The following is a 14,501-nucleotide window of genomic DNA, read 5'->3' as shown; positions in this document are numbered from 1 at the left end:
CCGTATGCCCGTCGGCAACCTTAACGACAGGCGGCGCTGCCACCGTAACGGTGTGCGCGTAGCCATCGTCGCGGAGTCCTTCCTCCCGCACGTCAACGGCGTCAGCAACTCGGTGGTTCGCATCCTCGAGCACTTGCGCCGCACCGGCCACGAAGCCCTCGTCATCGCACCCGACACCCCGCCCGGCGAGCCCCGCGCCGAGCGGCTTCACGACGGCATCCGGGTCCACCGCGTGCCGTCGCGGATGTTCCCCAAGGTGACGACGCTGCCGCTGGGCGTGCCGCTACCGCGAATGCTGCGCGTGCTACGTGGGTTCGACCCCGACGTCGTGCATCTGGCCTCGCCCGCACTGCTCGGTTACGGCGGGGTGCGGGCCGCCCGCCGACTCGGCGTGCCGACTGTGGCGGTATTCCAAACCGACGTCGCGGGATTCGCGGCCAGTTACGGTATCGGGGGACTGTCGCGGGCGGCGTGGGCGTGGACCCGCCACCTGCACCGGCTTGCCGACCGCACCCTGGCACCGTCCACCTCTGCGATGGAAAGCCTTGCTGCCCATCGCATCCCGCGGGTATATCACTGGGCGCGCGGCGTCGACATCACGGGGTTCGTACCGTCAGCTCGTGACCAGGCGCTGCGACGGCGATGGTCGCCGGACGGCAAGCCGATTGTCGGCTACGTCGGCCGGCTGGCGCCGGAGAAGCACGTCGAGCGGCTGGCGGTGCTGGGCGAGTCGGTCCAGCTGGTCATCGTCGGCGACGGGATCGACCGCGCCAAGTTGCAATCGGCAATGCCCACAGCGATTTTCACCGGCGCGCTGTACGGCGACGAACTCGCCGCGGCCTACGCCAGCATGGACGTCTTCGTGCATCCCGGCGAGCACGAGACGTTTTGCCAAACCGTGCAGGAAGCGCTGGCGTCGGGGCTGCCGGTCATTGCCCCCGACGCCGGCGGCCCGCGCGACCTGGTGACGCCGTGCCGCACCGGAATGCTGCTGCCCGTCAAGCAATTCGAGGCGGACCTGCCCGCCGCCGTCGCCCACCTGATCGCAGAACGGCCGCGCTATTCGCTGGCCGCCAGGCGTAGCGTGCTGGAGCGGTCGTGGCCGGCGATTTGCGACCAGCTGCTCGAGCACTACGAGGCGGTGCTGCCGCCCTGTGCCTCGATCGACACCGGCTGCCACTCTTCCCAAGTGCGCAACCGGCTTTCGTAGTCCGCGCGAGCCGTTTCCAGCGGCGACGCGCCGAAGAACACCCGCAGCGGCGGCTTTTCGGCATCGACCACCTTCAGCAGCGCCGCCGCCGAGGCTGCGGGATCGCCGGGATCCGCCCACCGCCGCCTGCGCTCGGCTTCGACCGCGGCGCGCACGTCGTCGTAGGCCGGCAACCGCTCGGCATGCTTGGCCGACGAGCCGCCCCAGTCGGTGTCGAAGCCGCCCGGCTCGACCAGCGTGACCTTGACGCCGAACGGCGCCACCTCCTGGGCCAGCGCCTGCGAGAAGCCCTCCAGCGCCCACTTCGAGGCGTGGTAAATGCCGACCAGCGGGAATGCGACGATGCCGCCGATCGACGACACCTGGATGATGTGGCCGCTGCGCTGTCGGCGCAGATACGGCAACGCGGCCTGGGTGATCCACAGCGCGCCGAACACATTGGTCTCGATCTGGTCGCGGGCCTCCTGCTCGGACAGTTCCTCGATGAAGCCGAACTGCCCGTAGCCCGCGTTGTTGACGACGACGTCCAGTCGCCCGAAATGATCGTGGGCCCGTTTGACCGCGGCGAAGTCCGCGTCGCGATCGGTGACGTCCAACTCGATGGGCAGTATCGCGTCGCCGTAGCTGGCTTCAAGGTCGGCCAGCGTCGCGGTGTTTCGCGCCGTCGCGGCCACCTTGTCGCCCCGCTCGAGCGCGGCGATCGCCCATTCACGTCCGAAGCCGCGCGATGTCCCGGTGATGAACCAAACTTTTTCACTCACGCCGGTGTGCAACGCCGAAGGCGGCGCCGCATTCCCACTCTGCGAAGTTCACAGGTAGCGTCGTCGAGGTGAGCCGCGCGACCCTGGACAAAGACCCGCGTGAAGTGGCGTCGATGTTCGACGGCGTCGCCCGCCGCTACGACCTGACCAACACGGTGCTGTCGCTGGGCCGGGACCGGTACTGGCGGCGCGCCACCCGCTCGGCGCTGCGACTGTCTGCGGGGGAGAAGGTGCTGGACCTGGCCGCCGGCACCGCGGTGTCGACGGTGGAGTTGGCGCGCTCCGGAGCATGGTGTGTGGCGGCGGACTTTTCGGTCGGGATGCTCGCGGCGGGCCGAAGCAGGAAAGTACCGAAGGTCGCCGCTGACGCGACCCGACTTCCGTTTGGCGACAACGTGTTCGACGCGGTGACGATCAGCTTCGGGCTGCGCAATATCGCCGAGCGCGAAACGGCGCTGCGGGAGATGGCGCGCGTCACCCGCCCCGGCGGGCGGCTGGTGGTGTGCGAATTCGCCACTCCCACAAACGCATTGTTCGCCACGGTCTACAAGGAATACCTGATGCAGGCGCTGCCGCGCGTGGCCCGTGCGGTGTCGAGCAATCCCGAGGCGTATGTCTACCTGGCGGAGTCGATCCGCGCCTGGCCCGACCAGGCCAGCCTCGCGCACGAGATATCTCGCACCGGTTGGTCAGCGGTGCGGTGGCGCAACCTGACCGGCGGCATCGTCGCGCTGCACGCCGCCTTCAAGGCGTGAGCAGACGGGCAACCGTCAGCGCGAACGTCGCCGCGTTGAGCGCCAGGAACAGCGTTGCGAGCCCGAATTGCGCCGAGATGTCGTCGGCCAGCACGTGTGTGTACATCGCGCAGACGAAAAAGACGACCAGCCCGCCGGCGGCGGCCAGACCGATCACCGGAACCCACAGGCCCGCAACAAGTCCCAGTGCGCCGAGCGTTTTGAGCGTGCCAATGGGAAACGTCAGCCACGACAGCGGCACACCGGCTGCTTCCATGCCGGGAATGATCGGCGCGAAATGGGCCAATGCAGCCACACCGGAAAACCCGTTGAAGGCGATCGCGATCAGCGTCACGACCACATAGGCGGTGTGCATCAGCGCGCGGGGTCGAGTCGGAATACCGCGATTCGGCCGGCCAACGCCTCGACTTCGTCCGGAGTGCCTTCGCGAACCAGGCCGGCGCGCTTGAGGAAGCTGACACCGATCGGCACCTCGACGGGAAACGCTCGCAGCACCGGCCGGGCGTCCTCGGCGGACAGCTCAACGATGTTGACGCGCCGTGACTTTCGCCCTTTTGCAAGGGTTCCCGAGCCGGCGGCCCGGGCGTTGCGCACCCAGTCGGCGCCCGGGTAGCCCGCGACGGTGTACAGGTGCCCGTCCAACGTGAATGGTGTCATCGGCGTGCTGCGCGGCTGGCCGGTCTTGCGGCCGGGCACGGTCAATACCATCGGCGGACCTGTTGGGATGCCGAGCTTTTGCATCGCAATCATGACCTTGTTGGTTAGCTTCAGCCAGCGCGGCGGCTTGGGATCAGTCATTCGATCACCCCAGGTGTGCAGAGAGTAGCCAGCCGGCCACCGACATGCGGCCGTTGGGCTCGGGCCGGAACTCGGCGCCCATCAACGCGGACAGGTCGGTCGAGCCGTCCGGCGCGTTGGCATAGAGGCGGGCCGGCCTGATCTCGTCGATCACCCAGTACTTCGAGACCACCGCCCGCAATTCGTCGGCGGTGACGGCGTTGGCCGGGCCGTCGGGCATTGCCGCCTTGTCGAATACCAGCACGAAGTACGACGCCCCCGGCGCGGCGGCCCGCACGATCGAGCGCTGGTAGCCCTCGCGCGCCTCGACCGGGATGGAGTGGAACAGTGTGCCGTCGACAATGGTGTCGAACCTGCCGTCGTAGCCGGTGAACGAGCTGATGTCGGCCATTTCGAAGCTGGCGTTGGTCAGGCCCCGCTTCTTGGCCTCGCGCCAGGCCAACTCGATCGCGGTCGGCGACAGGTCGATGCCGACCGTGGTGTACCCGCGCTCGGCGAGGTGCAGCGAGATGGCGGCTTCGCCGCAGCCCACGTCGAGCACTTCGCCGTGAAACTTGCCGGCGTCGATCAGCGCGGCTAGCTCGGGCTGTGGTTCGCCGATGCTCCAGGGCGGTTTAGCCCCGGGGCCGAATTGCGCGGACTCGCCGCGGTAGGCCGATTCGAATTCGAAGTCCAGGGGTTCAGTCATCACCCATAGATATCAGGCTGGCTGATATATGTCAAGAGGGTTGATATGCGGGGCGTCGCCTTTCTGCCGCTCGCGCCAGAAGGCCAGAAAGGGGTCAGGCAAAAGGTTTTCGGCGATCGGCCAGCCGCGACGCCCACCCGCCGCCGCGCCACACGCGGGCGACAAAGTCGGCGTCGTCGTCGGTGACCAGGTTGCCCATCACCCGCACCGCGATGCTCATCAGCCTCGTCGAGCGCATCGCGAGAGGCCCGGTCGCCGGCAGGAACCGCGGGAACGTCAACAACAACGCCAGCCGTCGCGCCACCGAGAACCCGCGCCCGTAATGCGACCGCAGCACCGACGGCCACAGCTCCGCCGAACCGAGCAGTTCGACGGCCAGCCGCCCGGTCTCCAGCCCGTAGTCGATGCCCTCGCCATTCAGAGGGTTGACGCAGGCCGCGGCGTCTCCGATCAGCATCCAGTTGGGCCCGGCCACTCCCGACACCGCGCCGCCCATGGGCAGCAGGGCCGACGAGATCGCCCGCGGCTGACCGTCGAACTCCCACTCGTCGCGGCGCAGATCCGTGTAGTAGTTCATCAGCGGCTTCAACGCCAACTCGGCCGGCCGCTTGGACGTCGACAGCGCGCCCACGCCGATGTTCACCTCGCCGTTGCCCAGCGGGAAAATCCAGCCGTAGCCGGGCAACACTTTGTTCTTGGAGCCGTCCGGTCCGCGCAGCTCCAGATGCGACGTCAGCCACGGCTCCTCGCTGCGTGGCGTCGCGAGATATCCGCGGGCGGCAATGCCGTACACCGTCTCCTGATGCCAGCGTCGGCCCAGCACGCGGCCCAACGGCGAGCGGGCGCCGTCGGCCACAATCAAAGACCGACACCCCACCGACGTGCCGTCGGCCAGCGCCACCGACGCCACCCGTCCCGACGAATCATGATGTACGCCAACGGCTTTGACGCCCAACAGCATCCGAGCGCCGGATTCCTCGGCGACCTTGCGAATCCGGTCGTCCAGCTCAACTCGCGCCACCGCGCTGCCGGTCGACGGAAACGACGGGCCGGGCCAGTCCACTTCCACCGCGCCGCCGAAGCCGCTCATCCGCAAGCCGCGATGCCGTATCCGGGCATCCAGCCAGTCACCCAGCCCCAGCCGCTCCAGCTCGGCGACCGCGCGCGGGGTCAGCCCGTCGCCGCAGGCCTTGTCGCGAGGAAAGCTCGCGGCGTCGATCACCAGCACGTCGTGGCCTGCCCGCGCGGCCCAGGCCGCCGCCGCCGAGCCGGCCGGTCCGGCGCCGACGACCACCACGTCCGCGCTGGTCCCCATGCTCACCAGTATGTTGGTTGGGTGAGAACTCCGGCGACTGTGGTGGCGGGCGTCGACCTGGGCGACGCCGAATTCGCCGCTGACGTGCGCGACGGTGTGGACCGCATCGAGCGCCTGATGGAGACCGAACTGCGCGGCGCCGACGACCTGATGACCGAGGCGGTGCTGCACCTGTTCGAGGCCGGCGGCAAGCGGTTTCGTCCGCTGTTCACCGTGTTGTCGGCGCAGCTGGGTCCGCGCCCGGATGCCGCTGAGGTGACGATCGCCGGGGCGGTCATCGAGCTGGTGCATCTGGCGACGCTGTACCACGACGACGTGATGGACGAGGCCCAGGTGCGCCGCGGCGCGCAGAGCGCCAACGCCCGCTGGAGCAACAACGTCGCGATCCTGGCCGGCGACTATCTGTTTGCGACGGCCTCGCGGCTGGTGTCCCGGCTGGGCCCGCAAGCGGTGCGGGTGATCGCCGAGACGTTCGCCCAGCTGGTCACCGGGCAGATGCGCGAGACCCGCGGCGCCGCCGACGGCGCCGACCCGATCGAGCACTACCTGAAGGTGGTACACGAGAAGACCGCCTGCCTGATCGGCGCCGCGGGGCGGTTCGGGGCGATGTTCTCCGGCGCCGACGAGGACCAGATCGAGCGGCTGGACCGGCTCGGCGGCATCGTGGGCACCGCCTTCCAGATCTCCGACGACATCATCGACATCGACAGCGACCCCGACGAGTCGGGCAAGCTGCCCGGCACCGACCTGCGTGAGGGGGTCCACACGCTGCCGGTGCTCTACGCGCTGCGCGAGACCGGGCCGGACGCCGACCGGCTGCGGCAGTTGCTGGCCGGCCCGGTTACCGACGACGCGGTGCTGGCCGAGGCGCTGACGCTGCTACGGGCGTCGGCGGGCATGGCGCAGGCCAAGGACACTGTGGCGCGGTACGCGGCGCAGGCGCGCGAGGAGCTGGCCGCCCTGCCCGACCTGCCCGGACGCCACGCCCTGGCCACGCTGGTCGACTACACCATCAACCGGCACGGCTAGATTGCGGAACCCGCCGGCTCGTCCTAAGCGTTTAATGAGAAAGACCCGGGGGTTCGTAGGAGGAAGCTGATGACCTGGCATCCGCACGCCAACAGGTTCAAGACCTTCGCGCTGTTGGTCGTCATGTCGGCGCTGATCGTGTTCGTCGGCGCGCTGTTCGGGAAGACGATGATGTGGCTGGCGGTGCTCTTCGCCGTCGGCATGAATGCCTACACGTACTTCAACAGCGACAAGCTGGCGCTGCGGGCGATGCACGCCCAGCCGGTGTCGGAAGTACAGGCGCCGGCGATGTACCGGATCGTGCGCGAGCTGGCTACCGGCGCCCACCAGCCGATGCCGCGCCTGTTCATCAGCGACACCAACGCGCCCAACGCCTTCGCCACCGGCCGCAACCCGCGCAACGCCGCGGTGTGTTGCACCACCGGCATCCTGCAAATCCTCGACGAGCGCGAGCTGCGCGCCGTGCTGGGTCACGAGCTCTCGCACGTCTACAACCGCGACATCCTGATCTCGTGTGTGGCCGGCGCGCTGGCGTCGGTGATCACCGCGCTGGCCAATATGGCGATGTTCGCCGGAATGTTCGGGGGCGGTAACCGCGACGGCGGCAATCCCTTTGCGATTCTGTTGGTTTCGTTGTTGGGCCCGATCGCGGCGACGGTGGTGCGGCTGGCCGTGTCCCGCTCGCGCGAGTACCAGGCCGACGAGTCCGGTGCGGTGCTGACCGGTGACCCGCTGGCCTTGGCGTCGGCATTGCGCAAGATCTCCGGCGGCGTGCAGGCGGCGCCGTTGCCGCCGGAGCCGCAGCTGGCCAGCCAGGCCCACCTGATGATCGCCAACCCGTTCCGGGCGGGCGAGCGGATCGGGTCGCTGTTCTCCACGCACCCGCCGATCGAAGACCGCATTCGCCGGCTCGAGGCCATGGCGCGCGGGTAAGTCGCGCCTACTGCGCCACCGCACGCCGGTCGGTGAAGAAGTAGGTGTATCCGGTGGTGAACGCACAGACCACGGCGGCGGCCGCCAGCAGCTGGGAACCACTGACCAGTGAGCAAATGCCCCCGCCCGTCAGCCCGCCGGCGACAAAGCTGGCGAAGAGCAGGAAGTGGCCGAGCCAGTCGGCAACCGATCCGCCGCTGAGGTGGCGCTCGATGCCCTGACCGAGCTTCACAACCGTCCCCGTCACGTAGCTCAGCGGTATCGACACTTCACCATTCTTGACGAACGTGGTATTCAAGGCGCCAATACCGAAGGCAACAACCAAAATTGGCGTGAAGGCAACAGGCCCCGTCGTCGACCAGCCCTGCAGCAGGACATCGCCGACAGTCGCGATCGCAAGGCAAACCGTGGTGATCACGGTGGGCCCGTGCGGATGCGCTGGCCAGATACGCCGACGGCACAACGACCCGAAAATCACGCCGCCCAGAAAGCACGCCACCAGCAATGTGGCCGATACCGACAGCCACGGATCCTCGATGAACAAACCCGCCACTGCCCGTTGCGTGTTGCCGGTGGCGGTCGTCACGAAGTAACCCGCGGAGTGGGTGAACGCCACCGCGCCGACAAGGCCGGCAAGCCAGGCAAGGATCCACGACAACCGTGCCTCGCTGTCGAAGATTTCACGTAGCGCTGACCGGGATCTCGAATCGACTTGTCCCATCACCGTTGTAGTGCGCTCAGTCATAAAGTGAGCTATCCCCTTCTCGAACTTCTCGTCAAAAGACTTGGGCTAGTGGCCCGCCAATGGACGCGACCGCACAACGCGAGGTATTCAGCGTTGCGGTGCAGGCAATTTCAGGACGACTGCGGCTGATCAGTGCTGGGCGACGCAGAGCCGGGTCAAGCGTTCTCGACCGCCAAGGGACGTGGCGGCCGAACACGAGGCGGCCACGCCGGGCCGATACCAGGATGTGGCTGGGAACGCATGCGACGGTGACCACCAATGCAATTGCACCGACGGTGAAAAGGTCGATGGCCGAGTCCGATGCAGGACCGCCATGTGTAACGCCGCGTGAATAGCGTCTGAAGAGGCGCTTGCGACATGGTGATCAGGACGTTCGTCGGCGATGTTGGGACCGCTCGAGGCTGTCGATACCGGCTGCGGCGCGGGCGACACCGCATGGTCGGCCCGCGCCACCCCGTACCCGATTGCCGCAGTGAGCACGCATATCGCAACTGCGAGCGCGCTAATCGGCCACAACCGCGAATGATTGGCTGCGCCGGCCACGGCGATCATCTGACTCCCAACCCATATCGACAGGATGAGCGTAAGGATAACGGCCCGGCGTTAACGTTTTGCTATCCAACGTTGCGGCGAAGTAAAACGGTTCGCGCACAACACTTTACGGATACTGTGATTACGATCACCGCGCGCCGAATTCCAATTGCTCTGGGCCAGCATAGTTATCGGCTCCACGGGACAACAACCGCACCGGTGCAATACATAGAAGATGCATACGCACAACGGCGATTGTCAAAAACCGGCGCCGTGCACCTCGTGTCCGGGTTTTTCGGCGGTCAGGCCGCGGTAGGCCTGCTCGACGCTGGAGCCGTGGTTGATCACCGCGTCCACCTCGCGGGCGATCGGCATGTTCAGCCCGTATTTGTCGGCGAACTCCATGATCACGCTGGCGGCTTTGACTCCCTCGGCCACCTGGTTCATCGACGCGATGATCTCGTCGATTGGCTTGCCGGCGCCGAGTTGCTCGCCGACGTGGCGGTTACGGCTGCGCTGGCTGGTGCAAGTGACGATCAGATCGCCCATGCCGGCCAGGCCGGCGAAGGTGTCGCGCTGCCCGCCCATCGCCTCGCCGAGCTTGGACATCTCGCGCACCGATCGGGCCATCACCAATGCGCGGGTGTTCTCGCCGATGCCCAGGGAGTAGCCCATGCCGACGGCAATCGCATACACGTTCTTCAGCGCACCGGCCATCTCGACACCGATGACGTCGTCGGTGGTGTATACGCGAAAACGCCTGGTGCGGAACAACTCTGCGAGCCTGGCGGCCAGGTGGTGGTCGGGCATCGCCAGCACTGCCGCCGCCGCGTACCCTTCGCCCACCTCGCGGGCGATGTTCGGGCCGGCCAGGATGCCGGCCGGATGCCCGGGCAGCACCTCGTCGATGATCTGCGACATCCGCATGTTGGTGCCCTGTTCGAGGCCCTTGACCAGTGACACCACCGGCACCCACGGCCGCAGCTCGGCGGCCAGTTCGGTGAGCACCCCGCGGAACCCGTGCGAAGGCACCCCCATCACGACGACGTCGGCGGCGTTGGCGGCCTCGGAGAAGTCGGTGGTGGCTCGCAGGGTGTCGCTGAGCACGACGTCGTCGCCCAGGTAGCGGGTGTTGCGGTGGTTGTCGTTGATGTCCTTGGCGGTGTCTTCCGAGCGCACCCACTGCAACGTCGGTCCGCGTCGCGCGCAGATGGACGCGACGGTGGTGCCCCAGGAGCCGCCGCCCAGGACGACGACCTTCGGTTCGCGCAAAGCTGCCATGGCGATCAGCGTATTGCCGCAACTGCCGCGTTGGTGCCAGTGCGCCGAAATTGCTGCGCGGACACCGGGCAAACCGATGGTAACTTCAGAAAACCTGCAGTTCGACGCCGGGCCGGGGAGATCTAGCGACGTGAGCGTATCGGTTTCGACCGTGAGGGCGTCGCATCCGGACAGACTGCTCGATGCTGCCAGTGCCTTGGGCGGCAAGATCACCCAGCTGGAAACCGTCATGGCCGGCGAGCGCGAAGAGCTGTCCTATCTTCAGCAGTCCTGGCAGGGCGACGCCGCGCAGGCCGCGATCGCCAAAGGTCTGCAGATCCTGGGCAAGCAGGAACGGTTCCACACCCGGCTGCAAGAACTGCAATCGGCGCTGCAAAACGGCGGCGACCAACTGTCGGCCCTGCGCAAAGCCATCCTGGACTTGGTCGAGAGCCTGCAGACCATGGGTTTCTCGGTCAGCGACGACGGCGTGGTCAAACCGCACCAGTGGCTGATCGGCAGGTTCTTGAACGGGCTGGCGGACAAGTTCACGAAGTTTCTCCAGAAGCTCCTGCAGGTGTTCGATGAAACCGACCAATCCACCGCGGCCGCAATTGCGGAAGCGTGCGGCCCGTCGATTCCCAATCCGCCGGTCAAGGTGTCGGGGCAAGACATTCAGATCCCGTCCCAGGACACCAGCCCCGAGGATGTGAAGAAGTGGTGGGATTCGTTGACCGACGAGCAGCGGCAGGCTCTCATCGCGCAACATCCGCCGATCCTGGGCAACCTCAACGGTATTCCGGCCGACGTGCGTGACAAGGTCAACGTGCAGGTCATGGACGACGACCTCAACCGGGTCGAGCGCACCGCACAACAGCACGGGGTGTCCCCTGCTGACGTCGTGAAAGACCCAGGGCGCTATGGGCTTTCGGCCGACGACATCACCCGCTATCAGAATGCGCAGAAGACGCAAGAGGGCCTCTTGCATGATCTCGGCATCGATACCAGCAAGGACCACCGCCGCTACAGCGAGATCAGCGACCAGGAAAAGATGGCGCGGCACCTGCCACCCACCATGCTGTGGGCGTACGACCCCACCGCCTTCAACGGCAAGGGCAAGGCGGCGATCGCGATAGGCAATCCCGACAAATCGCCGAATACCGCGGTGATCGTGCCGGGTACCAGCAGCAGTGTGAAGGGCGGCTGGCTCTCTGACGGTCACAACGATGCGATCAACCTATGGAGGCAGTCTTACTATGCGGATCCGGATCATCCCACCGCAGTGATCGCGTGGATGGGCTATGACACCCCCGCGGACTTCACCGACCCCAACATTGCCAACCCGGGACTGGCGCGAGCGGGTGGCGATCTGCTGGCATGGGATGTCAACGGGCTCGGGGTGACCCACGACAGTGGAATTCCACAGCATGTCACCGTGATCGGACATTCCTACGGCTCCACAACGGTGGCCGACGCGTTCGCCCGCAGCGGCATGCACGCCAACGACGCCGTCCTATTGGGTTGCTCCGGAACCGATATGGCGCACAGCGCCGCCGATTTCCACCTCAACGGCGGCAAGCTTTACGTCGGTGACGCCTCCACCGATCCCGTTGGCTGGATCGGCGAAGGCCACGGCTTGACGAACCCGCTCAACGATTTGTTGGGTCACCCGATTGGAGCCTCGGCCGGATTGGGCGCAGACCCCGCGCATGACGGTTTCGGAGCAACGCGGTTTCAAGCCGAAGTTCCCGGCACCACCCACCTCAACCCGAGCGACCATTCGTTCTACTACCACCTCGGCAGCGAATCTCTGCGCAGCATGACCGACATCGCCACCGGCCACGGCGACAACCTGGGAAACGAAGGACTGCTGGCCAAACCGCGGGTCGACGTGCCACCGGTGGCGACTGGCCACGTGCATACTCCGTTCGGCGACATCCCTGTACCGCGACTCGAATCACCAATCTACGACCCGGAATGGGACCGACCGGGAACCCTTGGCCATGACTACAAACCGAATTAGCCACCTTCGGCGGCGATGCGCGCTGCTGGTTGGCCTTACGCTGGTCCTAGTCCTAGGAGGATGCTCGCTGATGTTTCCGTCCCGGCACCGCGCCTCACCTGACGTCGCGCCGCTCTCCGACGAGCAATCCCGAGCCCAGGTAGTCGACCCGGCCAAGGAGATCGTCAAAGCCACCGGGTTGCATGTCGCCTATGCGACGTTCGCGTGGGAGTGGTGCAACGACCAGGGCGAGCCTCCCTACCACGGCCGCGTCGACATGACGTTCGATATTCCGGAAGGTACTGATCGAAACGCCTTTTTCCGGCAGATCAGCGCGACGATGGCCAAGCAACCCGGCTGGGGCACCGGTGCTGCGCCCGGCATGCGGCCGCATGGGGAGAACCTGCACAAAGACAACATCACGATCACGATGGGCCCGGCCCCAAACAACGGCGGCAGTATTCAGCTACTCGGCGAGTGCCGCAACATGAACGACCACCGCAACGACAGCGGCTGGCACGACATCACCGACGAGATCGCCGGCGGCTGAATTTAGAAGTGGCCCCAGCCGCGCTGGCCGTCCCACCCGCCGCACGCGCCGTTGGTGCATGCGTTGACAATGGCGCCCTGGAAGGGGTTCCAGCTACCGCAGCCGTTCCAGCCAGGACCGCTGCCGCAGCCACCGCCGCCGCCCTGGCCGTCGGGGCCGCCGCCGCCCTCGGTGCCGGGATCGGCGACGACGACCTGGTCGGAAACCGGTGCGGGCGAAAACAACACGGCCATAGGTCCGGCCGCGATCGCTGTCGCGGCCGCTGCCGCTATGACGGTCGATCTGACGAACTTCCGTGTGCTTAGCATTCCTTAATAATGCACAACCGATGGTGTCGGTTTCAAGCAACTTGTGACTGGCGACACCGACCAAAAACCATCGCTTCGTCGATGCGGTCGAACCGGTAGTCGATGGCATCGGCGAAGTAATTCTGCCGCACGTTCCACGGCCGCTTGGTACCCGACTTCGGCAGCGCGTGCAGCGACCGCAACACATAGCCGGCCTGGATGTCCCAGGACGGCTTTTCGGGCATCGGCTCGCCGCCCAGATGCGGGTAGGCGTGCGTGTAGCCGCGAGTTCGCATGTACTCCAACAGCTTTGCCGTCGCGCGGGCGGTGATGTCGGCGCGCAGCGTCCAGGACGCGTTGGTGTAGCCGACACACCAGAACAGGTTCGGGACGTCCTCGAGCATGTGCGCCTTGTAGACAAAGCGGTCCTGCGGTTTGATCTCGGCGCCGTCCAACGACAGCGTCACGCCTCCGAGCGCCTGCAACTGCAGACCGGTGGCGGTGACGACGATGTCCGCGTCGAGGTGCCCGCCGGATTTCAGCGCGATGCCTGTCTCGTCGAAGTGGTCGATGTGGTCGGTGACCACGTCGGCGCGGCCTTCGCTGATCGCCACGTACAGATCGGCGTCGGGGATCAGGCACAGCCGCTGATCCCACGGGTTGTACCGCGGCTTGAAATGGGTGTCGACGTCGTAACCTTTCGGCAGGTTGCGGAGCGCGATCTGACGGATCCACCACTTCATGAAGGCCGGCGTCTTGCGGGCCAGAAACCAGATCGCGCCCTCGAACAGCGCGTTGCGCAGCCGGATAATGGGGTGGGCGACCTTGCGCGGCAGCAGCTTTCGCAGCCCGTCGGCGAACCAGCTGTACCTCGACGCCGAGAACATGTACGTCGGGGAGCGTTGCAGCATGGTGACTTTCGACGCCTTTTCGGTCAGCGAGGGAATCAGCGAAATCGCCGTCGCGCCACTTCCGATCACTACCATCTTCTTGCCGGTGTAGTCGAGGTCCTCCGGCCAGTGCTGCGGATGCACGACGGTGCCGGCGAACTCTTCGATGCCGGGGAACTCCGGGGTGTAGCCCTCGTCGTAGTTGTAGTAGCCCGAGCCGAAGAACACGAACCGGCCGCGGTACGTCGTCTCAGCGCCGTCGTGCTCGGCGGTGACCGTCCAGGTGTCAGTCGAGGAGTCCCAATCTGCGGACCGCACATGGCTGTTGAACCGGATGTGCTTGTCGATGCCGTACTTGTGCGCGGTCTCGGTCAGGTACTCGCGGATGTGGACGCCGTCGGCCACTCCTTCTTTGCGGGTCCACGGCTCGTAGGGGAAACACAGCGTGAAGATGCTGCTGTCGGAGCGGACGCCGGGGTAGCGGAAAAGGTCCCAGGTGCCGCCGATCTGCTCGCGCCGCTCGAGGATCACGTAGTTCAGCCCGGGGTTGCGTTCGGTGAGCCGGTAGGCCGCGCCGAGCCCGGAGATGCCGGCGCCGATGATGACGACGTCGTAGTACCCGCCGTCATCCGACACAGTGGCGGTCTCGGGGGCCTCCTGGGGCGTCACGCTCATCGCGAACCTCGCTTCCGGCGACGGTGTGGTCGTGGTCACCAGATTAGGCACCCACCGGTTGATTGGGCCAGA

15 protein-coding genes are annotated in these 14,501 nt (G+C 66.5%); 6 read left to right on the top strand and 9 right to left on the bottom strand.

Going from position 1 to position 14,501, the window contains the following annotated elements; translation table 11 throughout:
• Window positions 1-52: 52 nt before the first annotated feature.
• Complete coding sequence (locus G6N47_RS03910; protein WP_083130267.1) at window positions 53-1,210, top strand: glycosyltransferase family 4 protein; 1,158 nt, start codon at window positions 53-55, stop codon at window positions 1,208-1,210.
• On the opposite strand, the gene G6N47_RS03905 is transcribed toward G6N47_RS03910, so the two are convergent.
• Window positions 1,132-1,971, bottom strand: coding sequence for an SDR family oxidoreductase (locus G6N47_RS03905; RefSeq protein WP_083130266.1), 840 nt, complete (start codon window positions 1,969-1,971; stop codon window positions 1,132-1,134). The genes G6N47_RS03910 and G6N47_RS03905 overlap by 79 nt on opposite strands.
• Before the next feature lie 68 nt (window positions 1,972-2,039).
• On the opposite strand from G6N47_RS03905, the gene G6N47_RS03900 reads away from it, so the two are divergent.
• Window positions 2,040-2,726, top strand: a complete 687-nt coding sequence (locus tag G6N47_RS03900; RefSeq protein WP_083130265.1) for a demethylmenaquinone methyltransferase — start codon at window positions 2,040-2,042, stop codon at window positions 2,724-2,726.
• On the opposite strand, the gene G6N47_RS03895 is transcribed toward G6N47_RS03900, so the two are convergent.
• From G6N47_RS03895 to menJ, 4 genes are all read right to left on the bottom strand, one after another.
• Window positions 2,716-3,081 (bottom strand): DoxX family protein, encoded by a 366-nt coding sequence (locus tag G6N47_RS03895; protein WP_083130264.1) that lies wholly within the window; start codon window positions 3,079-3,081, stop codon window positions 2,716-2,718. The genes G6N47_RS03900 and G6N47_RS03895 overlap by 11 nt on opposite strands.
• Entirely contained in the window at window positions 3,081-3,524 is a 444-nt protein-coding gene (locus G6N47_RS03890; RefSeq protein WP_083130263.1) for a nitroreductase family deazaflavin-dependent oxidoreductase, read from the bottom strand. The genes G6N47_RS03895 and G6N47_RS03890 overlap by 1 nt, the downstream gene beginning before the upstream one ends.
• A gap of 4 nt (window positions 3,525-3,528) precedes the next feature.
• Window positions 3,529-4,212: a class I SAM-dependent methyltransferase gene (locus G6N47_RS03885; RefSeq protein ID WP_083130262.1), complete on the bottom strand. Its 684-nt coding sequence runs from the start codon at window positions 4,210-4,212 to the stop codon at window positions 3,529-3,531.
• 94 nt (window positions 4,213-4,306) lie between these two features.
• Complete coding sequence (gene menJ / locus G6N47_RS03880) at window positions 4,307-5,533, bottom strand: menaquinone reductase (protein ID WP_139799334.1); 1,227 nt, start codon at window positions 5,531-5,533, stop codon at window positions 4,307-4,309.
• Between the two features lie 15 nt (window positions 5,534-5,548).
• On the opposite strand from menJ, the gene grcC1 reads away from it, so the two are divergent.
• Window positions 5,549-6,556: a nonaprenyl/(2E,6E)-farnesyl/geranylgeranyl diphosphat synthase gene (grcC1, locus tag G6N47_RS03875; protein WP_083130528.1), complete on the top strand. Its 1,008-nt coding sequence runs from the start codon at window positions 5,549-5,551 to the stop codon at window positions 6,554-6,556.
• 69 nt (window positions 6,557-6,625) lie between these two features.
• Window positions 6,626-7,489, top strand: a complete 864-nt coding sequence (htpX, locus tag G6N47_RS03870; protein ID WP_083130261.1) for a zinc metalloprotease HtpX — start codon at window positions 6,626-6,628, stop codon at window positions 7,487-7,489.
• Window positions 7,490-7,496: 7 nt separating this feature from the next.
• On the opposite strand, the gene G6N47_RS03865 is transcribed toward htpX, so the two are convergent.
• Both G6N47_RS03865 and G6N47_RS03860 read right to left on the bottom strand, forming a co-directional pair.
• Window positions 7,497-8,210, bottom strand: coding sequence for a YoaK family protein (locus tag G6N47_RS03865; protein ID WP_083130260.1), 714 nt, complete (start codon window positions 8,208-8,210; stop codon window positions 7,497-7,499).
• 813 nt (window positions 8,211-9,023) lie between these two features.
• Complete coding sequence (locus G6N47_RS03860; protein ID WP_083130259.1) at window positions 9,024-10,046, bottom strand: NAD(P)H-dependent glycerol-3-phosphate dehydrogenase; 1,023 nt, start codon at window positions 10,044-10,046, stop codon at window positions 9,024-9,026.
• A gap of 130 nt (window positions 10,047-10,176) precedes the next feature.
• Here G6N47_RS03860 and G6N47_RS03855 point away from each other — a divergent pair, with 130 nt between their 5' ends.
• Both G6N47_RS03855 and G6N47_RS03850 read left to right on the top strand, forming a co-directional pair.
• Entirely contained in the window at window positions 10,177-12,048 is a 1,872-nt protein-coding gene (locus G6N47_RS03855) for an alpha/beta hydrolase (protein ID WP_232080118.1), read from the top strand.
• Window positions 12,049-12,118: 70 nt separating this feature from the next.
• Window positions 12,119-12,577, top strand: a complete 459-nt coding sequence (locus tag G6N47_RS03850) for a hypothetical protein (protein ID WP_232080117.1) — start codon at window positions 12,119-12,121, stop codon at window positions 12,575-12,577.
• A gap of 2 nt (window positions 12,578-12,579) precedes the next feature.
• On the opposite strand, the gene G6N47_RS03845 is transcribed toward G6N47_RS03850, so the two are convergent.
• Together G6N47_RS03845 and G6N47_RS03840 are read right to left on the bottom strand one after the other, a co-directional pair.
• Window positions 12,580-12,885, bottom strand: a complete 306-nt coding sequence (locus tag G6N47_RS03845; RefSeq protein WP_083130257.1) for a hypothetical protein — start codon at window positions 12,883-12,885, stop codon at window positions 12,580-12,582.
• A gap of 32 nt (window positions 12,886-12,917) precedes the next feature.
• Complete coding sequence (locus G6N47_RS03840) at window positions 12,918-14,429, bottom strand: flavin-containing monooxygenase (RefSeq protein ID WP_083130256.1); 1,512 nt, start codon at window positions 14,427-14,429, stop codon at window positions 12,918-12,920.
• Window positions 14,430-14,501: the final 72 nt, after the last annotated feature.

Origin of the sequence: Mycobacterium branderi (assembly GCF_010728725.1) — a bacterium.
Classification (GTDB): Bacteria; Actinomycetota; Actinomycetes; order Mycobacteriales; family Mycobacteriaceae; genus Mycobacterium; species Mycobacterium branderi.
Note: the sequence above shows the minus strand (reverse complement) of the source record. Positions and strands in the feature narration are given on the sequence as shown.

Bases quoted from the DNA above. Each gene is read 5' to 3' on its own strand.
- G6N47_RS03890 (WP_083130263.1), bottom strand. From the start codon at position 3,524: ATGACTGATCCCAAGCCGCCGCGCTGGCTGAAGCTAACCAACAAGGTC.
- G6N47_RS03845 (WP_083130257.1), bottom strand. From the start codon at position 12,885: ATGCTAAGCACACGGAAGTTCGTCAGATCGACCGTCATAGCGGCAGCG.
- htpX (WP_083130261.1), top strand. From the start codon at position 6,626: ATGACCTGGCATCCGCACGCCAACAGGTTCAAGACCTTCGCGCTGTTG.
- G6N47_RS03865 (WP_083130260.1), bottom strand. From the start codon at position 8,210: ATGGGACAAGTCGATTCGAGATCCCGGTCAGCGCTACGTGAAATCTTC.
- G6N47_RS03840 (WP_083130256.1), bottom strand. From the start codon at position 14,429: ATGAGCGTGACGCCCCAGGAGGCCCCCGAGACCGCCACTGTGTCGGAT.
- G6N47_RS03850 (WP_232080117.1), top strand. From the start codon at position 12,119: ATGTTTCCGTCCCGGCACCGCGCCTCACCTGACGTCGCGCCGCTCTCC.
- G6N47_RS03895 (WP_083130264.1), bottom strand. From the start codon at position 3,081: ATGCACACCGCCTATGTGGTCGTGACGCTGATCGCGATCGCCTTCAAC.
- G6N47_RS03885 (WP_083130262.1), bottom strand. From the start codon at position 4,212: ATGACTGAACCCCTGGACTTCGAATTCGAATCGGCCTACCGCGGCGAG.
- G6N47_RS03860 (WP_083130259.1), bottom strand. From the start codon at position 10,046: ATGGCAGCTTTGCGCGAACCGAAGGTCGTCGTCCTGGGCGGCGGCTCC.